Source organism: Vibrio sp. B183 (assembly GCF_000740665.1).
Taxonomy (GTDB): Bacteria; Pseudomonadota; Gammaproteobacteria; order Enterobacterales; family Vibrionaceae; genus Vibrio; species Vibrio coralliilyticus.
In genome coordinates this window covers 163,444-186,576 of sequence record NZ_JPQB01000018.1, presented here as the reverse complement: position 1 = coordinate 186,576, position 23,133 = coordinate 163,444, and the positions used below count along the sequence as shown (strand labels likewise).

General features: G+C 45.3%; 19 protein-coding genes. 3 read left to right on the top strand and 16 right to left on the bottom strand.

Translation table 11 applies throughout. The features are described from left to right. Window positions 1-135 precede the first annotated feature (135 nt). Entirely contained in the window at window positions 136-318 is a 183-nt protein-coding gene (locus IX95_RS20155) for a DUF3545 family protein (protein ID WP_006957979.1), read from the top strand. Window positions 319-370: 52 nt separating this feature from the next. On the opposite strand, the gene IX95_RS20150 is transcribed toward IX95_RS20155, so the two are convergent. The 3 genes from IX95_RS20150 to nfo all read right to left on the bottom strand — a co-directional run bounded on the left by IX95_RS20150 (window position 371) and on the right by nfo (window position 2,837). After that, entirely contained in the window at window positions 371-922 is a 552-nt protein-coding gene (locus IX95_RS20150) for a hemerythrin domain-containing protein (protein WP_038163504.1), read from the bottom strand. Between the two features lie 99 nt (window positions 923-1,021). Next, a complete protein-coding gene (ung, locus tag IX95_RS20145) occupies window positions 1,022-1,708 on the bottom strand; it encodes a uracil-DNA glycosylase (protein ID WP_038163502.1) in 687 nt (228 codons plus the stop codon). 244 nt (window positions 1,709-1,952) lie between these two features. Then, window positions 1,953-2,837 (bottom strand): deoxyribonuclease IV, encoded by an 885-nt coding sequence (nfo, locus tag IX95_RS20140; RefSeq protein ID WP_038163500.1) that lies wholly within the window; start codon window positions 2,835-2,837, stop codon window positions 1,953-1,955. 318 nt (window positions 2,838-3,155) lie between these two features. On the opposite strand from nfo, the gene grcA reads away from it, so the two are divergent. Beyond that, window positions 3,156-3,533 carry an autonomous glycyl radical cofactor GrcA gene (gene grcA / locus IX95_RS20135; RefSeq protein WP_006957983.1) on the top strand — a complete coding sequence of 126 codons (378 nt, stop codon included), beginning with the start codon at window positions 3,156-3,158 and terminating at the stop codon, window positions 3,531-3,533. A gap of 134 nt (window positions 3,534-3,667) precedes the next feature. Beyond that, complete coding sequence (locus IX95_RS20130) at window positions 3,668-4,513, top strand: LysR family transcriptional regulator (protein ID WP_019274507.1); 846 nt, start codon at window positions 3,668-3,670, stop codon at window positions 4,511-4,513. Here the strand turns inward: IX95_RS20130 and IX95_RS20125 are convergent. The 13 genes from IX95_RS20125 to ftsW form a co-directional block, all read right to left on the bottom strand. Further along, window positions 4,464-5,243 (bottom strand): TSUP family transporter, encoded by a 780-nt coding sequence (locus IX95_RS20125; RefSeq protein WP_038163497.1) that lies wholly within the window; start codon window positions 5,241-5,243, stop codon window positions 4,464-4,466. The two genes, IX95_RS20130 and IX95_RS20125, sit on opposite strands and share 50 nt — an antisense overlap. 188 nt (window positions 5,244-5,431) lie before the next feature. Beyond that, window positions 5,432-8,662: a carbamoyl-phosphate synthase large subunit gene (gene carB, locus IX95_RS20120; RefSeq protein ID WP_038163494.1), complete on the bottom strand. Its 3,231-nt coding sequence runs from the start codon at window positions 8,660-8,662 to the stop codon at window positions 5,432-5,434. A 16-nt stretch (window positions 8,663-8,678) separates the two neighbouring features. Next, entirely contained in the window at window positions 8,679-9,818 is a 1,140-nt protein-coding gene (gene carA, locus IX95_RS20115; protein WP_019274504.1) for a glutamine-hydrolyzing carbamoyl-phosphate synthase small subunit, read from the bottom strand. 535 nt (window positions 9,819-10,353) lie between these two features. Then, complete coding sequence (gene dapB, locus IX95_RS20110; protein WP_038163492.1) at window positions 10,354-11,163, bottom strand: 4-hydroxy-tetrahydrodipicolinate reductase; 810 nt, start codon at window positions 11,161-11,163, stop codon at window positions 10,354-10,356. Window positions 11,164-11,292: 129 nt separating this feature from the next. After that, window positions 11,293-11,691: an 8-oxo-dGTP diphosphatase MutT gene (gene mutT, locus IX95_RS20105; RefSeq protein ID WP_021457958.1), complete on the bottom strand. Its 399-nt coding sequence runs from the start codon at window positions 11,689-11,691 to the stop codon at window positions 11,293-11,295. A gap of 63 nt (window positions 11,692-11,754) precedes the next feature. Beyond that, complete coding sequence (gene secA, locus IX95_RS20100; protein WP_038163490.1) at window positions 11,755-14,484, bottom strand: preprotein translocase subunit SecA; 2,730 nt, start codon at window positions 14,482-14,484, stop codon at window positions 11,755-11,757. 411 nt (window positions 14,485-14,895) lie between these two features. Further along, window positions 14,896-15,813 carry a UDP-3-O-acyl-N-acetylglucosamine deacetylase gene (lpxC, locus tag IX95_RS20095; protein ID WP_006957991.1) on the bottom strand — a complete coding sequence of 306 codons (918 nt, stop codon included), beginning with the start codon at window positions 15,811-15,813 and terminating at the stop codon, window positions 14,896-14,898. Between the two features lie 100 nt (window positions 15,814-15,913). Next, window positions 15,914-17,149, bottom strand: coding sequence for a cell division protein FtsZ (gene ftsZ, locus IX95_RS20090; RefSeq protein WP_006957992.1), 1,236 nt, complete (start codon window positions 17,147-17,149; stop codon window positions 15,914-15,916). Between the two features lie 30 nt (window positions 17,150-17,179). Continuing rightward, window positions 17,180-18,442 carry a cell division protein FtsA gene (ftsA, locus tag IX95_RS20085; protein ID WP_006957993.1) on the bottom strand — a complete coding sequence of 421 codons (1,263 nt, stop codon included), beginning with the start codon at window positions 18,440-18,442 and terminating at the stop codon, window positions 17,180-17,182. Then, on the bottom strand, window positions 18,435-19,217 hold the full coding sequence (locus IX95_RS20080) for a cell division protein FtsQ/DivIB (protein WP_038163487.1): 783 nt from the start codon (window positions 19,215-19,217) through the stop codon (window positions 18,435-18,437). Before IX95_RS20080 ends, ftsA begins: the two co-directional genes overlap by 8 nt. A gap of 184 nt (window positions 19,218-19,401) precedes the next feature. Next, a complete protein-coding gene (gene murC / locus IX95_RS20075) occupies window positions 19,402-20,862 on the bottom strand; it encodes a UDP-N-acetylmuramate--L-alanine ligase (RefSeq protein WP_038163484.1) in 1,461 nt (486 codons plus the stop codon). A 12-nt stretch (window positions 20,863-20,874) separates the two neighbouring features. Then, a complete protein-coding gene (gene murG / locus IX95_RS20070; RefSeq protein ID WP_038163481.1) occupies window positions 20,875-21,936 on the bottom strand; it encodes an undecaprenyldiphospho-muramoylpentapeptide beta-N-acetylglucosaminyltransferase in 1,062 nt (353 codons plus the stop codon). Continuing rightward, entirely contained in the window at window positions 21,923-23,122 is a 1,200-nt protein-coding gene (gene ftsW, locus IX95_RS20065; protein ID WP_038163479.1) for a cell division protein FtsW, read from the bottom strand. The genes murG and ftsW overlap by 14 nt, the downstream gene beginning before the upstream one ends. Window positions 23,123-23,133 lie beyond the last annotated feature (11 nt).

Sequence of the window (23,133 nt, the reverse complement as noted above, 5' to 3'; positions counted from 1 at the left end):
TGTGAAGCAAAGTCTAAAACAGCGTGAAAACTTCATTAAATCGTAACAAATGAGAAACGAATCAAAGTTACTCTCCAAACGGAATGGTATTTAAACAGTACCCCTTCAAAGAGTAATAATTAAAAGAGGTAGCTTATGGAAGGCTTAAACTTTGAAGAAATCATGGAAATGGATTTTCCAAAAACTCGGGCAACACGCTCAAAACCTGCAAAGCGTAAATGGCGTGAAATCGAAGCAATAAAGGACAGGCAGAGACTTCAACGCGAATTAAAAGATATGGACATCGGATTCGACGATATCGACAACCTAGATTACTGACATTAAAAAGAGGCGCTTATGCGCCTCTTTTTGTTTACTGATATCTAGGTTGTCAGACACACTCTTGATCGACTTGCCTAACGCGTTGCGCTAATTGCTGATACTGCTCTGCAATGGTGTCACCAAAAACAGGGTCGTCTTCAGTGACGCTCCAACGTTTTTCGACGGCTTGCCAATCTTGCAAGGTAAATCTCTTATTAATGAGAGGCAATATAGACTGCTCTTCAAGATCCAAGTGGCGTTTTTGCGTCAGGATAAAATCTTCGAGTTGCTGCACAAACAGGTCTTGAGGAACCACAGCATCTTGGAGGATCATATCAACAGTATCGAGAAAAGCATGAGTCCTTTGTGATAATGTCTCATGCTCTAGTTCAAGATTCTCGATATCCGTGTGATGGCCATAATGCTCTAGGTAATAGTGGTAGAGAATATCCTCTTTAGGGTGATGGACACGCTCAGAGTGGTGAGCCAGATAGTCCACGATTTCTCTCACCAAACTGTAATTGATGGTCTGTTCTTCCTTTAGTAGGACAATCTTTTGCCTCAATACTGCCAGCAAACGAACCATGTAACCATGCTCTCGCCTTATCCTTTCAATCATCATAGCGCTTCTCCTTAACACCTACTTTTAGTAAGTGTATAAAAGAAGTGCCATTCAAGTCTTGATGTTGCTCGAAAATTGGGCAATTAGCCTTGGCAAGAGCTAAACACTAACCTGAGTTGGCAGATGCCAATCGATCGTTGCTTTACCTTGGGCGTTAAGAATTTGATTTGCTTGTGAAAAGTGTCGGCACCCGAAAAATCCACGATGCGCTGACAACGGAGAAGGGTGTGGCGCAGCTAATACATGGTGCTTATTGCGGTCGATGAAACGCCCCTTCTTTTGCGCATGAGAGCCCCAAAGCAAAAACACCACGCCAGACTGATGCTGATTAACCGCTTCAATGACTTTGTCTGTAAAGGTTTCCCAACCGGTTTTAGAATGCGAATGGGCTTTTCCTTGTTCGACCGTAAGAACAGCGTTAAGTAACAGAACACCTTGCTCAGCCCAGCTTTGAAGGTAACCATGCGCCGGAATCTGAAAACCATCAATGTCCTGTGCTAACTCTTTATACATATTGACTAAAGAGGGAGGAGTCTTGATACCTGGTAATACAGAGAAACACAGACCATGAGCCTGTCGAGGGCCGTGATAAGGATCCTGTCCCAGAATGACGACTTTCACATCATTGAACTCAGTCGCCCGAAAGGCATTAAACACATCTTTTGCCGGAGGAAAGATCGCTTTACCTGCTGCCCTTTCCGATTCAACAAAATTCAACGTCTGCTGAAAATAGTCCTGCTGCTTTTCAGCCCCAATGACGTCTTGCCATGTCAGTGACGGGTTCATGTTTTGTTCCTTCTGCTATTTACGCTCAAGCAATTGTCGCAAAAAGTCATGAAGGAACAAAGCGATAAAGTGAACTAGCTTTTTTGTGGGATCCGATAATGCCCCTGCCCCGTCACATGACGATTAGGAACAGGAAGGCGTGTCGAACGTGCAGTAGTATAAAAAGAAGTGTAAGGCATAATGGCATCCTTATTTGTCTGAGTACCTACACTCACTATGAAAAATTAATGCCACTTTTAAATAGTTAGGCCATTTCCTTGAGCTGAGTAACATGATGCTGACGTATAAACTCAATTTCGTCAGGCCAACTTTCCGGTTCTATTGTTTCTAGAATCAATGGGATATGGTCAAATCGAGGATCTTTGGCGATATACTCAAAACATGACCAACCAATTTCTCCTTTGCCTAATGCGTGGTGACGATCGACCTTCCCACCTAGGGTGATCTTTGAATCATTAATGTGCATTGCCCTTAAGTAAGGCATACCAACAACACGCTCAAATTCAGCAAAAGTAGCCTCACAAGCATCAAAGCTGCTCAAGTCATACCCTGCTGCGAAGGTATGGCAGGTATCAATGCACACACCAACTCGGGATTTATCATTAACTTGTTGAATGATTTCAGCTAAATGTTCAAATCGCCAACCTAGGTTGGTACCCTGACCCGCGGTATTTTCGATCACCGCTATCACGTTTGGTACCGCTTGGTGGGCAATATTGATCGATTCCGCGATTCGAGCTAAGCACTCCTTCTCAGAAATTTTCTTTAAATGACTCCCAGGATGAAAATTGAGCAAGGTTAGTCCAAGTTGATGGCAACGATGCATTTCATCGATAAATGCAGCGCGAGATTTCTCAAGCTTTTCTTCTTCCGGAGCGCCAAGATTAATCAAATAAGAATCGTGTGGGAGTATCTTATCAGCGGTGAAGCCGAGCTTTATACAATTAGACTTAAATGCGGCGATGGTTGTTTCATCAAGCGGTTTGGCACTCCACTGGCGCTGATTTTTAGTAAATAGGGCAAACGCATTTGCTCCTATCTCTTTTGCCCTCAGTGGTGCCTGATCAACACCACCTGCTGCGGAAACATGAGCACCGATAAACTTGTTACCGTACGACTTTTCTAACATGTTGCTTTATCACTTTTTACTTTCAATATATGGCACGAATTACAGCAAGTTATTGGGCTCACCTCAACAACCACATTGCTTTTATAGTAAAATTACAACAAAAATAAAAATCCGAATCTATCACCAAGACCACAACCCATTGCTATATATGATATTATTGATTCAAATCAACATATTAACCACCAAATTAATAATGACATTGGTAGTTATTTGACTTAAATCAAAACCATCAAAGTAATTTCGGGTTATATAATACGCAGCTCGACGAAATTCGGAAATTAACACCAATAAAACCACTAATGTGGATAGGAGACTGTGATGATTCAAGGCATTCAAATTACTAAAGCGGCAAACGATGCACTACTGAACTCTATTTGGTTACTTGATAGTGAAAAAAATGAAGCACGCTGCGTGGCTGCAAACTCAGGTTTTGAAACTGACCAAGTTGTAGCAATCAACGAACTTGGCGAATACGAAAGCCGCGAAGTTGCGATCGAGAAAGCACCTCGCATCGAAGGTGGTCAACACCTGAACGTTAACGTTCTTAAGCGTGAAACTCTAGAAGATGCAGTTGCAAACCCTGAGAAATACCCTCAGCTAACTATCCGCGTTTCTGGCTACGCTGTTCGTTTCAACTCACTAACGACTGAACAACAACGAGACGTAATTGCGCGTACATTTACTGAGTCTCTATAATTCAGTGAGTGGTACATTGAACATGACGACGGCGCCTTAATGGCGTCGTTTTTTATGACTTTAGAAAGAAGCAGTGCAAGCGAGCTTTTTTTCCGTTACATTGATTGACCCATTCCTAGTTTTCATCAGTAGCTATGTTACTTGAAGGCATCGAAACTTTATTAGTTCTTAGTAAAGCGAAAACCATGAGCCGAACTGGCAGCTTACTGTATATCAGTCAATCAGCAGTCAGTAAACGAATCGCCAACCTGGAAAAAAAACTCGGTAAGAAATTGATCGAACCTTCTGGCCGTTCAATCAAACTAACACCCGATGGGCAGGCTCTGATTGACAACATAGGTCCTTCTTTTAACGAGCTGCGAGGTCTGATCTATGAACAACAAGAGTTGGAAGATACCTCCCTCATCAAACTCGATAGCTCAAAGTCTTTAATTGCAGGGTACCTAGGCAAGACCATTGGCAACTACATTAAAAGCGATCAGTACATTACTATCACGACCAACCACACACCTCGTATTGTAGAACATGTTCAATCAGGTAAAGCAACGCTGGGCCTCTGCGCGGGTTTACTGCCAGCCCACCATGGCTTGATGACCTTTCACTTATTTGATGAGCCTTTCGCTGTCGTAAACGATGCACCTTTAAAGCAATTACCCGACAAAATCATCACCAACGATTTGACCAATCCCGCCAACAGCTACCAACTCATCACACTAGAAAAGCTCGGTATCAAGCCAATCATGGAAATGGATGCTTACACCGCTGCAGCTCAGCTGGCATTAGGCGGAACAGCGCCAGCGTTGATCCCTCACTCAATAATTAAAGCGCTCAATATTCCCGATAAACATTGCTTTCATTTCAAACAATTACAACACCTAATCCGACCTATCCATATTTGCGTCAGACAGAGTGTGTATCAGTCGCCTCGAGTTAAAAAGCTGATAGCAACCATTGTTGATGCTGTTCCCAAAGCAGTTTAAATGCCATCGCCATCGACATCACGATCACTAGGGGACGGATCCATTTTTGTCCTTTGGTCACGACCACTTTCGCTCCCATACGAGCCCCAAAGAACCCACCGACTGCCATCACCAATCCTAACTCCCAAATAGGCAGCCCTGCCAACACAAAAAACAATAATGCAGCGATGTTAGAAGTAAAGTTCAACACCTTGGTACGAGCGGTCGCATCGACCAACGAAAAATGCCCAATGGCAACAAAACACACAGTAAAAATGGAGCCTGTTCCCGGGCCGAAGAAACCATCATAAAACCCAACCCCACCGCCTACGGACAAAGCAAACATCGCTTCTGACAGCTTGGCTTGCCCCGAGTGTTGTTTCGTTTTTGGCATCAGCAAAAAGTAAAGCGAGATAGCGACAAGAAGAATGGGAATAAGACTGGTCAGGGTACTTGCGTCAATATACTGCACTGCTTCTGCGCCAATCGCCGAGCCGATGAAAGTACACAGGATGGCTAAGCGCATTTCTTTAATGCTGACAATACCGTTACGCACGAAATACCAGCTAGCAGAAAAACTCCCAAATGAGCTTTGCAACTTGTTTGTCGCTAAGGCTTGAGTCGGGGGAACACCCGCCGCTAGTAGCGCAGGTAGCGTTAATAAACCACCGCCACCAGCCATGGCATCGATAAAGCCTGCAGCGGTAGCAACAAAGAAAAGTACGGTCAGTATTTCGAGGGAGATTTCCATGACGTATGTCTAAACAGCGAAACAATGGCCATAACCATAACACTGAGCTTTCCAGTCGGATAAGGAAAGCATCGAAATTGACCTATTCCATTTTTTCATCATTCTAATACACCGCATAAAAAAGCCCGCTCAAAAGAGCGGGCAATGAGGTTGTCATATAGGCTCTGTTGCGAGCCTACTGGTTTTTATTACGCTTCGTTCTGTGCCACTTTAGCGTGCAGCTCTTGAACTGAAGTCACTGACGTTTTAGCGTCAGCCGTATGTGCCATACACACTGCAAACGCTGCATTCAGTGTCGTTGTGTAATTCACTTTCTCAGCCAATGCGCCACGACGTAGTACTTTTGAATCCTCAATCGCTTGACGACCTGCCGCGGTGTTGACGATGTAGGTGTACTCGTTGTTCTTGATACGGTCAAGAATATGTGGACGACCTTCGTGTACCTTGTTCACCAGACGTGGGTTGATACCTGCTTCGCCTAGGATAACTGCTGTTCCGTGCGTTGCATCCAGTTGGTAACCAAGCTTAGTTAGCTTAGACGCCAGGTCTACCACACGCTGCTTATCGCCTTCACGAACTGACAGCAGTGCACGACCACCTTCTGGGTAAACTGCGCCACAACCAAGTTCTGCTTTCGCGTAAGCTTCTGCGAACGTTGCACCTACACCCATTACCTCACCAGTAGAGCGCATCTCTGGACCTAACAGTGGGTCAACACCAGGGAACTTGTTGAACGGAAGTACCACTTCTTTCACTGAGTAGTAAGGTGGGATAATTTCTTTAGTAAAGCCCTGAGACTCTAGAGATTGACCCGCCATAACACGTGCAGCGATTTTCGCTAGTGGAGCACCCGTTGCTTTAGATACGAATGGTACTGTACGAGCAGCACGAGGGTTTACTTCGATTAGGTAAACTTCATTATCTTTAACAGCAAACTGAGTGTTCATCAGACCGCGTACACCAAGTTCGAAAGCTAGCTTCTCTACTTGCTCACGCATCTTATCCTGGATTTCCTGACTTAGCGTGTAAGCAGGTAGTGAACATGCCGAGTCACCAGAGTGAACCCCCGCTTGCTCGATGTGCTCCATGATACCGCCGATAACTACGCGCTCGCCGTCACAGATAGCATCGATATCTACTTCAGTTGCGTCGTCTAGGAAACGGTCCAGAAGCACTGGTGACTCGTTCGATACGCTCACCGCTTCGTTGAAGTAGCGGCGTAAGTCTTGCTCGTCGTAGACGATTTCCATTGCGCGACCACCTAGTACGTATGAAGGACGTACAACCAGTGGGAAGCCAATTTCTTTCGATTTCTCTACCGCTTGCTCAATTGTCGTTACTGTTGCGTTTTCTGGCTGTAGAAGACCCAGACGGTCAACGGCAGCTTGGAAACGCTCACGGTCTTCAGCGCGGTCTATGGCATCAGGGCTAGTACCGATGATTGGTACACCTGCTGCTTCTAGAGCACGAGCCAGCTTAAGTGGAGTTTGACCACCGTACTGAACGATAACCCCTTTTGGCTGCTCTACACGTACGATTGAAAGCACATCTTCAAGCGTAACTGGTTCGAAGTACAGACGGTCTGACGTGTCGTAGTCAGTAGAAACTGTCTCTGGGTTACAGTTAACCATGATAGTTTCATAACCATCTTCACGCAGAGCTAGTGAAGCGTGTACACAACAGTAATCAAATTCGATACCTTGGCCGATACGGTTTGGACCACCACCAAGAACCATGATCTTGTCTTTGTCTGTCGGCTGCGCTTCACACTCTTCATCGTAAGATGAGTACATGTAAGCGGTGTCAGAAGAGAACTCAGCCGCACAAGTATCAACGCGCTTGTATACTGGGTGGATATCGTACTGGTCACGCAGGCGACGAATTTCGTTCTCAGAGACACCAAGAATTGAAGAGAGACGAGCATCAGAGAAACCTTTACGCTTCATCTTACGTAGCACATCTTCAGTCAAGCCAGCAAAACCGCCTGCCTTAACTTGGTTTTCCAGGTTAACCAGTTCTTCAATCTGAACTAGGAACCAACGGTCAATTGCCGTTAGATTGAATACGCCATCTACTGACATACCAGCACGGAATGCGTCTGCGATGTACCAGATACGCTCAGCGCCAGCTTCTTTTAGTTCATGACGAATGGTTGTTAGTGCATCAGGCGCATCCAGATCAACCATTTCGTCAAAACCGTTGGCACCAACTTCAAGGCCACGAAGCGCTTTTTGTAGAGATTCTTGTTGGTTACGGCCGATAGCCATAACCTCACCAACGGACTTCATCTGAGTTGTCAGGCGGTCGTTAGCACCTGCAAATTTCTCGAAGTTAAAACGAGGAATCTTAGTTACTACGTAATCGATTGTTGGTTCGAATGACGCAGGAGTCGCGCCACCCGTGATGTCGTTCTGTAGCTCATCAAGAGTGAATCCAACAGCCAGTTTCGCTGCAATCTTAGCGATTGGGAAACCTGTTGCTTTAGAAGCAAGAGCAGAAGAGCGAGATACACGTGGGTTCATCTCGATGATAACCATGCGGCCATCTTTCGGATTAATGCCAAACTGTACGTTTGAACCACCTGTCTCAACACCGATTTCGCGTAGTACTGCTAGAGATGCATTACGCATCAACTGGTACTCTTTGTCAGTCAACGTTTGGGCTGGTGCCACTGTAATTGAGTCACCAGTGTGAATACCCATTGGGTCGAAGTTTTCGATAGAACATACGATGATACAGTTGTCCGCTTTGTCACGAACCACTTCCATCTCATACTCTTTCCAACCGATTAGTGATTCATCGATTAGAAGCTCGTTGGTTGGAGAAAGGTCCAAACCACGACGACAGATCTCTTCGAACTCTTCTTTGTTGTAAGCGATGCCACCACCAGTACCACCCATAGTGAATGAAGGACGAATGATACATGGGAAGCCAACCATATCGAGAACTTTGTAAGCTTCTTCCATCGTCTTAGCCGTATCCGCACGTGGACACTCTAGACCGATGGACTTCATCGCTTTATCAAAACGAGAACGGTCTTCTGCTTTGTCGATAGCATCAGCAGTTGCACCGATCATCTCTACGCCGAACTCTTCAAGTACGCCGTGCTTCTCAAGGTCTAGAGCACAGTTAAGAGCCGTCTGGCCACCCATAGTAGGCAGTACTGCATCTGGACGTTCTTTCTCAATGATCTTGCGAACCACTTCCCACTGGATTGGTTCGATGTAAGTCGCATCCGCCATGTCTGGGTCAGTCATGATGGTTGCAGGGTTAGAGTTTACAAGGATAACTCGATAACCCTCTTCGCGCAGTGCTTTACATGCTTGAGCACCAGAGTAGTCAAACTCACATGCCTGACCAATAACAATCGGGCCTGCACCTAGAATTAGAATACTTTTTAAGTCAGTACGTTTTGGCATTCTCTACTACTCCGAATTAAGCGCTGTGTTGTTTGATTAGTTCGATAAAGTGGTCAAATAGTGGTGCTGCGTCATGTGGACCAGGACTTGCTTCAGGGTGACCTTGGAAGCTAAATGCTGGCTTATCTGTACGGTGGATACCTTGTAGAGAGCCATCAAATAGTGACACGTGAGTTGCACGTAGGTTCTCAGGCAATGTTGCTTCATCAGCAGCAAAACCGTGGTTCTGAGAAGTAATCATCACAACATTACGATCTAGGTCTTTAACTGGGTGGTTAGCACCGTGGTGGCCAAATTTCATCTTAACGGTTTGCGCACCAGACGCTAACGCAAGGATTTGGTGACCTAAACAGATACCAAAGATTGGCAAACCTTTATCCAAGAACACTTTGGTCGCTTCGATAGCGTAAGTACATGGTTCAGGGTCACCAGGGCCGTTTGACAAGAACACGCCGTCAGGGTTAAGCGCCAAAACTTCTTCTGCACTGGTTTCAGCAGGAACTACTGTTAAGCGGCAACCTCGGTCAACGAGCATACGCAGAATGTTTCGTTTTGCACCGAAGTCATAGGCAACAACGTGATATGGCAATTCGCTGTCGTCTTGCGCCTCAGGAAGTCCACCCTCGAGCGTCCACGAACCTTGTTTCCATTGATACGCTTCTTTTGTTGTAACTTCTTTCGCAAGGTCCATACCTTTTAGGCCAGGGAATTCTTTTGCTTTAGCCAGAGCTAGAGCCTCGTCTAAGTTGTTACCCGCAACGATACAACCGTTTTGTGCACCTTTTTCACGCAGAATGCGAGTCAGCTTGCGCGTATCAATATCAGCGATACCAACGATGTTTTGCGATTTGAGGTAATCAGAAAGGGATTGTTCGTTACGGAAGTTAGAAGCGATTAGAGGGAGATCGCGAATCACAAGGCCTTGTGCATGAATGGAAGAGGATTCTTCGTCTTCGGAATTGGTTCCGGTATTGCCTATGTGAGGATAAGTAAGTGTTACGATTTGTTGGGAATAGGAAGGATCAGTGAGGATTTCTTGGTACCCCGTCATCGAGGTATTAAAAACAACTTCACCAACGGACGACCCATCTGCTCCAATGGAAACTCCGCGGAACACTGTCCCATCTTCTAGGACTAACAGTGCTGATTTACTCAAGACAACCTCCAGAATAAAAATGCAAAAATAATAAATTAAACTGCAAACTTGCCTTCCTTCACGCAATAAAAAAGCGCTTTCAGGTTATTTAGACAAATTGGCGGTATTCTAATGAGGCGATAAAGAAGTGTCAACAGAGACGCAAAAATAAATTTAATATTTAGAGCAGTTAAAACCAAAAATGTTTTTAGATGGCTAAAATATACAGTTTAGTCCCGCTAACAAGGAGATAAGGTGAACAAATTATGAAATGGAGTATTTTCAACATATCCGAGATCACGGTTTTTATTATCATTTTCGCGCAAACGTTGAACAACACATAGTTACCACCACTTTTAAGCAACTAAACAAAAATTAACACACAAGCAACCAAAATAAGCAATAAACTTAGATGCAAATATCGTACTTCAACTAGTTTATTGGATTGCCAATTTAAGCCAGATACAAAAAGCGCCGGGCAAGCCCAGCGCATAATTATTTATTTTTAGTTTCTAGCTTCATTTTAATACTAAGAAGCCGGACAAATCCCTACAAACTAAAGCTCGTTTAGACCCAATACATCTGTCATAGTGTAAAAGCCCGCTGGCTTCTCATTAAGCCAAACCGCTGCCTTAATTGCACCATTAGCAAAAGTCATACGATCTGTGGCTTTATGGGTCACTTCTACACGTTCGCCAATATCAGCGAACATTGCTGTATGCTCACCAATGATGTCACCGGCGCGGATGGTCGCGAAGCCAATTTCATCTTTAGTACGCTCACCTGTGATGCCTTCACGTGCGTAGACTGCCACATCACTTAGCTTGTTGCCCATAGCATCAGCAATCGCTTCTCCCATACCAATTGCAGTGCCTGATGGTGCATCTACTTTATGACGATGGTGTGCTTCAACAATTTCAATATCGCAATAATCGCCCATCACCTTGGCGGCTTTTTCGAGGAGCTTAAAGACCAGGTTTACACCCACAGAGTAGTTTGGTGCCATAACCACAGGCACGTACTGAGCATACGCGTCAATTTGTTCACGTTCTTGCTCGGTAAACCCCGTCGTACCAATAATGATGCCCTTTGAGTGTTGCTTGCAGAGCTCAAGGTTGGCAAGCGTGCTTGAAGGTGCAGTAAAGTCGACGATCACATCAAAGTTATCGATGTCTTTTGTTAGATCATCAGTAAGTACGATGTCAAACTTCCCTTCACCACACAGTTCACCAATATCCACACCGACTAAAGATGACTCTGGTCTCTCGGAGCCTGCACCTACCTGAGCCTGCTGGTTCAAATAAGTGGCTTTAACTAAGTTTCGGCCCATACGGCCCGCAGCTCCTGCAATTGCAATACGTACCATTGCATCTCTCCATTATTATCATTACTTGTGCTTAGTGGATTAAAACTACCAACATTAAGCACTGCTGGCTAGGGTCGGATGATCTTTCATGACTAAATTTTTCTCAAAACGATCAACCCTTAGCTATCTCTAAGCAAACTCGTTCATCACGCGACGTAAAATAGGCATGTTAGCTTCTGGGAATGCATAGTCAGCAAGCTCACAGACTGGAACCCAAACCCCTTGTTGCCCTTCTTTACCATAAGGAGTGTTGTCAAATCTGGTCACGCTGATGAAATCAAACTTGAGTGATTTTTCCGGGTAGTCATACTCAAGGTGCTCAAACAAACTCTGCTCTCTCACCTGAATTCCGACTTCTTCATCCAGCTCACGAACAATCGCTTGCTCTATGGTTTCGCCCGACTCCACTTTGCCACCAGGAAACTCCCAAAAGCCTCCTTTATGCTTGTCGTCTGGTCTCTTGGTAATGAACACTTCCGATTGGTCGGAATTAAAAATGATGGCAGCAACAATATGAATACGTTTCATAGTAATTTTCCTTAAAAAAAGAGCCGCCTAAGCGACTCTTTACTTTTCATTGACGATTTCAAATTAGCTATTAATTTGACCGTGACACTGTTTGTATTTCTTACCGCTACCACAAGGGCATGGCTCGTTTCGGCCAACTTTGCGTTCTTCACGAACCATTGGCTGATGTGTACTTTCATTGCCCTCTTCATCAGAAAGTTGATTCTCAGCTGATGCATGTTGAGCTTGAGCACGACGAGCCGCTTCTTCCGCTTGGGCACGGCGCTGTGCTTCCATACGTTCAACTTCTTCTTGTTGCTGAACTCGCACTTTCGACAGAACAGTAATGACGTCTGATTTAAGCGCATCTAGAAGACCTTCAAACAACTCAAACGACTCACGCTTGTACTCTTGTTTCGGGTTCTTCTGCGCGTAGCCGCGTAGGTGGATGCCTTGACGTAAATGGTCCATTGCTGCCAAGTGCTCTTTCCAAAGCGTATCCAGCGTTTGTAGCATGACGGATTTTTCAAAGTTACGCAGTACCTGCTCACCCACCACTGCTTCTTTCTCTTTGTAAACAGCAACAGACGTATCAAGGATCTTCTCACGCAGTGCTTCTTCGTACAGCTTGTCGTCTTCTTCGAGCCACTGTTTAACTGGCGCATCCAAATCGAAGTCGTTTTTCAGACGCTCTTGAAGGCCTTCTACATCCCACATATCTTCCAGAGATTGTGGCGGAATGTACTCATCAATCACAGCGCTGATTACATCAGCACGGTTTTGCTCAATCATTTCGCTGATGTCTTCTACATTCATCAGCTCATCGCGAAGCTCATACACGACTTTACGTTGATCGTTCGCTACATCATCGTATTCAAGCAGTTGTTTACGGATATCGAAGTTACGGCCTTCCACCTTACGTTGTGCTTTTTCGATGGAGCGAGATAGCATCTTAGATTCAATCGCTTCCCCTTCTTCCATACCACTCTGGATAAGGCTAGCCATGCGATCAGACGTAAAGATGCGCAATAGTGAATCTTCCATTGATAGATAGAAACGCGAAGAACCTGCATCACCCTGACGACCAGAACGGCCTCGTAACTGGTTATCAATACGGCGAGATTCGTGACGTTCAGTACCTATGATGTGCAGACCACCGGCCTCAAGAACTTTGTCGTGTACTTCTTTCCAATCTGCTTTGATAGCTTCGATCTGCTCTTGCGTTGGATTCTGCATTGAATCCACTTTCGCCTGCCAGCTTCCGCCTAGCACAATATCAGTACCACGACCTGCCATGTTCGTAGCGATTGTCACCGCACCCGGTGTACCCGCTTCAGCAACAATTTCCGCTTCACGTTCGTGGAATTTCGCGTTCAAGACGTTGTGTTTGATCTTCGCTTTTTTCAGTGCGTTGGATAGCAATTCAGACTTTTCGATCGAAACCGTACCCACTAGAGAAGGTTGACCTTTGGCTACACGCTCTTTGATATCTTCAATGATCGCATTGAATTTATCTGCTTCAGTACGATAAACCACATCTGGCATATCGTTACGAATCATTGGTTTGTTGGTTGGGATAACAACCGTTTCAAGACCATAAATAGATTGGAATTCAAACGCTTCCGTATCTGCAGTACCCGTCATACCAGATAATTTTTCATACAAACGGAAGAAATTCTGGAAGGTAATAGATGCGAGCGTTTGGTTTTCGTTCTGAATCTTCACGCCTTCTTTAGCTTCAACAGCTTGATGAAGACCTTCTGACCAACGACGACCAGGCATAGTACGACCAGTATGTTCGTCAACGATCACCACTTCGCCATCTTCATTGACGATATAGTCAACGTTCTTTTCAAACAGAACATGCGCACGTAGAGCTGCATTTACGTGATGTAACAGGCTAATGTTTGCCGGAGAGTATAGCGTATCCCCTTCTTCCATTAGACCATTCTTGATCATCAGCTCTTCAACAAATTCTTGACCAGTCTCTGTCAGGTGGACCTGTTTCGACTTCTCATCAACCGTGTAATGACCATCACCACGATACTCTTCTGAGTCTTCCTGATCTTGTTTCTGAAGATGTGGAATAAGGGTATTGATGCGCGTGTATAGTTCAGAACTGTCTTCTGCTGGACCTGAGATAATCAAAGGTGTACGTGCTTCATCGATAAGAATCGAGTCAACTTCATCCACTACCGCAAAGAAGCGAGCACGCTGTACACGATCCTCAGCACGGAAGGCCATATTGTCGCGAAGGTAATCAAAACCAAACTCATTGTTGGTTCCGTATAGAATATCCGCTAGATAAGCTTGTTTCTTTTCTGGTGGCGGCATATTTGGCACGTTTACGCCAACTGTCATGCCAAGGAATTCGAAAAGAGGACGGTTTGTCTCAGCGTCACGCTTTGCTAGGTAGTCGTTCACGGTAACAACATGTACGCCCTTTCCTGCTAGAGCATTAAGATAAGCGGGCAGCGTCGCTGTCAGAGTCTTACCTTCACCAGTACGCATTTCAGCAATCTGACCTGCGTTGAGCACCATACCACCAATAAGCTGGACATCGAAGTGACGCATACCATAAACACGCTTTGATGCTTCACGTACTGTCGCAAACGCTTCTGGTAACAGTTTATCTAAGGTTTCACCCTGTTCAAGACGCTGGCGGAACTCAACCGTTTTGGCTTTCAATTCTTCATCAGAAAGCGCTTCGAAGGTTGGCTCATAATTATTAATTTCTTTTACAATTTTTCTAAGGCGACGTAACGTGCGGTCGTTGCGACTGCCAATTACCTTTGTCAGTAGCTTAGTTATCATTTGCTATGCATCTCTCTTTACTTAGATCGGGCCCGATCTACATTCTATGCCTTCAGTCTCTAACAGTTTTGAACTAAGAATACTGAGATAAATCACTTTACTCAGATATTGCGATGAGAACTATAGATTTCAAGGCTTAAGTGGCGGTTAGTTTAAGGAATTTTGCCTCTAACGACCAATAACAAGGTGATTTGTTTGAAGCATTCTTTATTTTTGTTCGTTATATGATGGATGTTTATCCGCTGAGAATAAAAATATACCCGCCAAACCGAATATATTTGTCGACTGGACCTAAAAACTCACTTTGATCGGCAAGATCTTTTGAAGCGCTCTGGGCAGATCTTTGCCACGCGGCAAACGCCGAAAACAAAAAAACCAGGCTTTCGCCTGGCTTTTCAAATCTTATGCTTTTTACGCTACAACCATACTTGGTTCTGCGAAAGCGACCGGTGAAACCGCTTCTTCTTCAAACGTAACCCACTCCCACGCTTCTTGATCTGCTAGAACAGAACGCAGCAATTGGTTGTTTAAACCATGGCCAGATTTAAACGCACGGAACTCACCAATTATTGGGTGCCCACACATGTAAAGGTCACCAATAGCATCCAATACTTTATGAGTCACAAATTCGTTTTCGAATCTCAAACCTTCTTCATTAAGAATACGGTATTCATCCAACACGATAGCGTTATCAAAACTACCGCCTAACACCAAATTCTGCGATTGTAGATATTCGATATCACGCATAAAGCCAAAGGTACGAGCTCGGGATATTTCCTTCACAAAGCCTTGCGAAGAGAAGTCAAACAATAAATGCTGCTCATCAGAATCAATCGCTGGGTGATTGAATTCGATTTCAAAGTCCATACGGAAGCCGTTGAATGGAACAAACTCCGCCCACTTATCGTCGTCTTCAAAACGTACAGGCTTTTTGATACGAATAAATCGCTTCGGCGCGTTTTGCTCTTCAATTCCTGCTTGTTGCAGAAGGAACACAAAAGGGCTAGCACTACCATCCATGATTGGAATTTCAGGGGCGTCTACTTCAACAATAATGTTGTCCACCCCCATACCAGCAAGTGCGGCATTTAAGTGTTCAACCGTTGAAATACGCACACCTTCGTCGTTAACCAATGCGGTACAAAGCATAGTGTCACGAACGGATTCAGGATCTGCTGGAAAGTCGACAGGTGGATTTACATCCGTACGGCGGTAAATAATACCTGTGTTTGCAGCCGCTGGGCGAAGAGTAAGTGTAACTTTACGACCAGAGTGGAGACCCACACCAGTTGTTTTCACCATTTCTTTCAGAGTACGTTGTCTGATCATCTGCTTGCCTCAGTACTAATTGCTACAAAACACGGTCAATAAGCAATATTGACCGCGAATCGTACCATAATTTTGAACAGTGTCAAATTATGATTTAATTTTAGTCAGCCTGACGACGTAAGAATGCTGGAATATCCAGATACCCAGTGTCCTTATCAGCTTTCGGTGCAGCACTTTGTTGACCAGCACCGGAGCTCGAAGGAGCAGAACTTGTCGGCTGAGGAGTCACCTGAGGTTTCTCTTGCAAACTTGGTGCCGGTTTTTCTTCCACTTTATTGACAGCTGGCTGCTGAGTAGGTGCTGCTGGCTGAGTTTGTGGCTGAGCAACAGAGGCAACTTTCGTTTTTCCACCAGCCACCAATGTGATGTCAGGTTTCTTCTCTGTACCAATACCAGTAGCAACAACAGTCACACGAATTTCATCAGCCATATCAGGGTCTAACGAAGTACCAATAACAACTGTAGCATTATCTGAAGCAAATGCTTTCACTGTGTTGCCGACTGTTTCAAACTCATCCAGACGCATATCAAGACCAGCTGTAATGTTAACCAGAACACCACGAGCACCAGCGAGATCGATATCTTCTAGAAGTGGGCTTGAGATAGCCATCTCAGCTGCTTCTTCAGCACGGTCTTCGCCTTTGGCAACGCCGCTACCCATCATTGCATGACCCATTTCCGACATCACGGTACGAACATCCGCAAAGTCGACATTAATCATGCCAGGACGAGTAATAAGCTCTGCAATACCTTGTACTGCATTCTTAAGTACGTCATTCGCGCTAGCAAAAGCTTCAAGTAGAGTGATACCACGACCCAGTACTTTCAGTAGCTTTTCGTTTGGAATTGTAATTAATGAGTCTACATGTTTAGACAGCTCTTCAATTCCTTGCTCAGCAAAAGCCAAACGCTTTTTGCCTTCAAAGCTAAATGGCTTAGTGACAACAGCGACAGTAAGAATGCCCAGCTCTTTTGCTACTTCTGCAATAACTGGAGCAGCTCCTGTACCTGTACCGCCACCCATGCCAGCTGCGATAAATACCATATCGGCACCATCGAGCTCTTCTTTAATTCTATCTCGATCTTCGAGAGCAGCGTCACGCCCAACCTGAGGGTTAGCGCCTGCACCCAGACCTTTGGTCATGTCACCACCAATCTGGATTACGCTATTAACGCTTGTTTTACGAAGCGCTTGCGCATCAGTGTTGATGCTAATGAACTCCACGCCTTCGATGGATTCACGTACCATGTGTTCAACGGCATTACCACCACCGCCACCAACCCCAACGACTTTAATTACTGCGTCGTCAGACATTTCCATCATCGGTTCAAACATGTGTTATCTCCGTTTATCCTGCTGCTCAGGTTAAAATTCTTTTTGTATCCAGTTACGCAAGCGTCCAAATAATGTCGTTACAGATTGGCGTTTCGGCTCATTGTATTCTGCATCGTCATTGATTTGGCTGTCTCTTGCATAATGAAGTAAACCCACCGCCGTCGAGTGATACGGCTCTTTTACATAATCTGTTAGCCCACTAACCTCAAGAGGCTTGCCGACTCGCACTTGATTGCGGAATACGCGTTCCGCACACTCTACCAACCCTTCAATCTGTGCAGCACCACCAGTCAGTACCACACCAGCTGCAAGGTGATGTTTAATCCCTTCTTCACGCAACTTTCCCTGAACGGTATCGATAGTTTGGTTAACTAGTCCCATCAACTCAGTATAACGAGGTTCAATCACCTCAGACAAAGTTTGTCTTTGTAAACTGCGCGATGGTCGACCTCCCACACTAGGAACGTTAACCGTGTCATCCTTGCTGACTAGCTCACTGAGAGCACAGCCGTATTTAACTTTTATTTCTTCAGCATCACTGACTGGCGTACCAAAAGCAAAGGCAATATCGCTTGTTACAGCATTGCCTGCATAGGAAAAGACTTCCGTATGCCTCAGTGCACCACCAGTCCAAATCGATACATCCATAGTGCCAGCACCGATATCGACAACGCAAACACCCAGTTCACGTTCATCTTCAGTGATCACAGCATTACTCGCTGCTAAACCAGAATAAACCAGATGCTCAACTTTCAAACCGCAACGTTCAACAGCTTTGATAATGTTTCTTGCCATGTCATTGTGGCAGGAGATCAAATGCACGCTAACTTCCATCCTTACTCCTGATAAACCTAGCGGATTTTTAATCCCTTCTTGGTAATCAATCGTAAATTCTTGTGGAATTACATGCAGAATGCGCTGTTCGTCACCTATTTTGATAGATTTAGCAGTATGAATCGCACGGTCCATATCTTCTTGAGAAACTTCTTCGTCAGAAATAGTTCCCATGCCTTTTTCTATACGGCTAGCAATATGTCTACCAGAGATAGAAATAAATACATTACTGATTTGACACTCTGCCATCAGTTCGGCTTGGTCAACGGCTCGTTGGACCGATTTCACTACCGATTCAAGGTCGTTAACACCGCCTTTGTCCATGCCACGAGAAGGACTACTTCCAGCGCCAATAATATTTATCTGACCATCAGGCAATACTTCTCCAACCAGAGCCGATACGGTTGCAGTGCCTATATCAAGACCAACAATAATGTTGTCATCAGCGGTCTTAGTCATCTGTACTCTCTTGTTCTAACTCTTGCTCAGGGAACCAACCAACTGAGGCTCCCGTATCATACCTGAGGTCAATATAGCTGACTCTTTGCGAGTCACTACCTAAGTTTTTGTATAAAGAGAGGAATCTTTCCACCCTCTCTTCTAAAGATTCTTTGCCCAGCTCAAGTCGGATACCGTTATCAAGAATGATTTGCCAAGCACGGCGATCATTCAGCAGCAGCGAGGAAATTTTCAGATTCAGCGCCGCAAACTCCGGGCTAATTTTTCGCCAAACCGCCAGTACTTCCTTACTTGTTTCAGCAGGGCCATAGAGCTTTACACGCTCTTCTGCCAACTTGCCAATATCACCGTTAAACACTTGTCCCTGACTATTAAGCAGCTCGTTTCCATTCCAGATAGCGACAGCTTTATATTCAGTCAGAAATACTTTCACAGTATCGGGCCATTGCTTGCGAATTGAAGCATGAGAAACCCAAGGGATCGCTTCGACTGTATCTTGGAGTACCTTTACATCCTGAGACATAAAGGTCCCAACATGCTGCAATTTAGCAAAGGCACGTTGCACATCCAGAGCTGAAACGTACTTCAACTCTCCTTCAAGGACGATTTTAGAAAGCGGTAAACGCTGATCATCCCACATCCAAGATAAAGTAGAGTGAAGGATTGAGCCTATTAACAGCAAAACCACCAGCAAAAATGCACCACCCAAGGTATGCTTTTTAACTAGTGGTGAATCAGTCAAACGACGGCTTTCATTTAATGCGCTTTCAATCAAGTCCGTTGTCCCTGCTAGTCGCTCGCAACTCTAATCCCTATCTCATTTTTCGTAAAAAAGGCAAAAGCAATTACTTTAACCTTCGGATTATACTGGCGTCATTGAAAGTATCAAACACTGAAATTGAGAAATCGCACTTTAATTGCATTAATTCGTTCAAATAATCGAAATCTCACGTTTTCAGTCACGCCTTATGCATCTTATCGACATTTAACTCAAAAGCCGCCAATTGTTTTGCTACTTTGCCAATATCACCAGCACCTTGAGTTAGAACTAAGTCACCATCTTGCAAAACATTCGCTAAAACAGAGGGTAAGGTCGTGCTATCTGAAACAAAAATAGGATCAATTTTGCCTCGACTACGAATCGTTCGGCATAGTGCCCGTCCATCAGCACCAGCTATTGGCTTTTCACCCGCGGAGTAGACATCGAGCATTAACAACACATCCACTTGCTCTAGTACATTGGCAAAATCATCGTATAAATCACGAGTTCGGCTGTAGCGGTGTGGCTGAAAGATCATAACGAGTCGTTTGTCTTGCCATCCGTTGCGAGCAGCATGAATGGTCACATCCACTTCGGTAGGATGATGACCGTAGTCATCGACCAACATGGCACTGCCATTACCGGTATCAAACTCGCCTAGGTGCTCAAAACGACGTCCTGTGCCTTGCGTGCCTGCCATCGCACGTAAGATCGACTCATCGTCAATATCGTCTTCTGTCGCAACCGCAATGGCTGCAGCTGCATTCAGCGCGTTGTGTCGGCCAGGGATATTCAAGGTGATATCGAGATTCGCACGCCCCTGACGTACCACAGTAAATTTGCCTTGCTGCCCCTCTTGGCAATAATTTTCAATTCGCACATCAGCATCTTCAGCAAAGCCATAAGTAATCACTTGGCGGCTGATACGAGGAATGAGCTCACGAACCACCGGGTCGTCAATACATACAATCGCCTGTCCATAGAACGGCAAGTTATGCAGAAAATCGATAAAGGTTTGCTTCAGCGTTTCAAAGTCACCACCATAGGTATCCATATGATCCGCTTCGATGTTGGTCACAATGCTAACCATCGGCTGTAAGTGAAGGAAAGAAGCATCACTTTCATCTGCTTCAGCAATCAGAATACGGCTAGAGCCTAAGCGAGCATTAGTTCCTGCGCTTTTAACTAGACCACCATTGACAAACGTTGGGTCAAGCTCCGCTTCTGAGTATATCTGTGTCACAAGGGCCGTAGTAGTGGTTTTGCCATGTGTTCCCGCTACAGCAATCCCATGCCTGAAACGCATCAGCTCCGCCAACATTTCTGCTCGGCGGACAACAGGAACTCGCGCCGCTCTTGCCGCTTTAATCTCAGGGTTTTCTTCATTGATGGCCGTCGAGACAACCACAACACTGGCTTGATGCACATTGCTTTCGGCATGGCCAATAAAGATGGTCGCGCCTTTTTTAGCTAACCGCTCTGTGACAGGGTTTTCAGCTAAGTCAGAACCGGTAATTTGGTAACCTTCATTAAGTAGGACCTCGGCAATCCCACTCATTCCTGCGCCACCGATACCGATGAAATGGATACATTTAACACGGCGCATTTCTGGCACCATGGCGCGAATTTGCGCTAAGTCTTGAGTATGTTGAATTGTCATGAATCTATCTCGTTAATTCGTTAGCGCTATGATGGCATCAGCCACTTTAGTATCTGCGTCTAATTTTGCTGCTGCTCTTGCTTTGTTCGCCATTTCGAGCAGCTTAGTTCGATCTAATTGCTGAATCTGATCCACCAACTTATCGACGGTCAAGTCTGGCTGCTCGATCATTTTCGCTGCTCCGCACTCCACTAAATGATCAGCGTTCAACGCTTGCTGCCTGTCTTTGTGCATAAAGGGAATAAATACCGCACCGATACCTGCCGCAGACACTTCAGAGACGGTTAAAGCACCGGAACGACAAACGATGAGATCTGCCCAAGCGTAAGCCTCTGCGACATTATCGATAAACTCTGTTGTGTCAGCCTTATCTACACCAGCCGTTTGATATGCCGCTGACACGTCAATCTGATTATTTTTACCTGCCTGATGGCGTACTTCGTAACCTTCACCAAGTTTCGATACTGCTTCTGGCATAGTGCGGTTGAGAATTTGCGCGCCTTGACTCCCCCCCATCACTAGGATGCGGATTGTATCTTTGCGCTCGACCATTCTTTGTTCTGGTTCAGGCAAAGCGACGACATCTTCACGAACAGGATTTCCGACCACCTCTGCGTTGGGAAAAGCACCAGGAAACGCTTGAAAAACCTTCGATGCGATACGGGATAGCCACTGGTTGGTTAATCCTGCCACCGCATTCTGCTCATGCAGAACAACCGGAATCCCCAGCACCTTAGCCGCGATACCACCAGGGCCACTAACGTACCCGCCCATACCGAGTACGGCATCAGGTTGCCATTTCTGCATATGTTTCTTTGCTTGCAGTATAGCATTCGCAATTTGAAACGGTGCTTTGATAAGGCGACTTAGCCCTTGACCACGTAATCCTTTGACTTTAATAAAGTCAATGTCGATACCATGCTTAGGTACCAGTTCCGCTTCCATACGATCAGCAGTACCTAGCCAACGGATTTCCCATCCTTGTTGCTGAAGCTTCTTGGCAACCGCCAAACCCGGAAATACGTGACCACCGGTACCTCCGGCCATCACCATTAATCTCTTATTCTTTTTCATCTTCATCTTTCTGTTGCAGCTCACTATGCGATGCGATCAATCGACATTCATGATCGATCCGGAGCAATATCGCAACGGCGGTCGACATTATAATCAGACTCGAACCACCGTAGCTAATCAAAGGTAACGTTAGGCCTTTTGTCGGCACCATACCGGCCGCCGCGCCTACGTTGACCAAGGTCTGAAAAGCAAACCAAATACCAATGCCAAATGCCAGGTACCCACCGAACAACAAATCATGATCAAACGCTTTTCGCCCAATCAAAATCGCTTTAACCACCAGACTAAATATCAGTATTAACACCAATATCACGCCGACAAAGCCAAGCTCTTCAGCTAATACGGCAAAAACGAAGTCTGTATGCGCTTCCGGCAAGTATTCTAGTTTTTGAATGGAGTTACCCAGCCCCTGACCAAACCACTCACCGCGACCAAAAGCCATCAGTGACTGAGTTAACTGGTAACCACTACCAAACGGGTCTTCCCAAGGATCAAGAAATGACGTCACACGGCGCATTCGGTAAGGTTCGACCAAGATAAGGCCGACAACCGAGGTAATCCCGACCACCATCAATGCCAAGAATTGGGTGAGCTTGGCCCCAGCAATAAACAACATACCGAATAAGGTCACCAACATAACGATGACAGTACCTAGATCGGGTTGAAGCAGTAGCAAACTTGCTAAGGTTCCAAATACAATAATGGGCTTAATAAAACCGCCAAAGAAGCTAGAGCGCACTTCTTCATGCTTACGTACTAAATAGCCCGACATGAAAATGAATAGTGACAGTTTGGCGACTTCAGCAGGCTGAAGGTTAAATAGCCCTAGAGGTATCCAGCGCGAAGCACCGTTCACCGATTTACCCGCAACAAGTACCACGACAAGCAGGAAAAACGACAGCCCAAGCAATAAAGTACTGTACTGCGACCATTTCTTCAGTGGTACCTGGAGGATCACACTTGCCGTCGATAACGCTAACACTAAAAATATCGCGTGGCGGAACATAAAGTGGAAAGGTTGATCGGTTAAGCGTGAACTGATTGGGAACGAAGCCGATGTCACCATAACTAGGCCCGTCAACATCAACCCTAAAGAGATCCACACCAGTTGACGGTCGAATAAAGCCTCTGGTGACGAAGTGGTCATCCAGTGTTTAGTATTCGCTAGCAAGTGTCGTATCTGCATTCCCGTTGGCT

Coding starts and splice junctions, on each gene's coding strand:
- grcA (WP_006957983.1), top strand. CDS start 3,156: ATGATTCAAGGCATTCAAATTACTAAAGCGGCAAACGATGCACTACTG.
- IX95_RS20155 (WP_006957979.1), top strand. CDS start 136: ATGGAAGGCTTAAACTTTGAAGAAATCATGGAAATGGATTTTCCAAAA.
- lpxC (WP_006957991.1), bottom strand. CDS start 15,813: ATGATCAGACAACGTACTCTGAAAGAAATGGTGAAAACAACTGGTGTG.
- IX95_RS20130 (WP_019274507.1), top strand. CDS start 3,668: ATGTTACTTGAAGGCATCGAAACTTTATTAGTTCTTAGTAAAGCGAAA.
- IX95_RS20150 (WP_038163504.1), bottom strand. CDS start 922: ATGATGATTGAAAGGATAAGGCGAGAGCATGGTTACATGGTTCGTTTG.
- IX95_RS20125 (WP_038163497.1), bottom strand. CDS start 5,243: ATGGAAATCTCCCTCGAAATACTGACCGTACTTTTCTTTGTTGCTACC.
- murC (WP_038163484.1), bottom strand. CDS start 20,862: ATGACAATTCAACATACTCAAGACTTAGCGCAAATTCGCGCCATGGTG.
- ftsW (WP_038163479.1), bottom strand. CDS start 23,122: ATGCAGATACGACACTTGCTAGCGAATACTAAACACTGGATGACCACT.
- ung (WP_038163502.1), bottom strand. CDS start 1,708: ATGAACCCGTCACTGACATGGCAAGACGTCATTGGGGCTGAAAAGCAG.
- mutT (WP_021457958.1), bottom strand. CDS start 11,691: ATGAAACGTATTCATATTGTTGCTGCCATCATTTTTAATTCCGACCAA.
- ftsZ (WP_006957992.1), bottom strand. CDS start 17,149: ATGTTTGAACCGATGATGGAAATGTCTGACGACGCAGTAATTAAAGTC.
- nfo (WP_038163500.1), bottom strand. CDS start 2,837: ATGTTAGAAAAGTCGTACGGTAACAAGTTTATCGGTGCTCATGTTTCC.
- murG (WP_038163481.1), bottom strand. CDS start 21,936: ATGAAAAAGAATAAGAGATTAATGGTGATGGCCGGAGGTACCGGTGGT.
- secA (WP_038163490.1), bottom strand. CDS start 14,484: ATGATAACTAAGCTACTGACAAAGGTAATTGGCAGTCGCAACGACCGC.
- carB (WP_038163494.1), bottom strand. CDS start 8,662: ATGCCAAAACGTACTGACTTAAAAAGTATTCTAATTCTAGGTGCAGGC.
- dapB (WP_038163492.1), bottom strand. CDS start 11,163: ATGGTACGTATTGCAATTGCAGGAGCTGCGGGCCGTATGGGCCGAAAC.
- ftsA (WP_006957993.1), bottom strand. CDS start 18,442: ATGACTAAGACCGCTGATGACAACATTATTGTTGGTCTTGATATAGGC.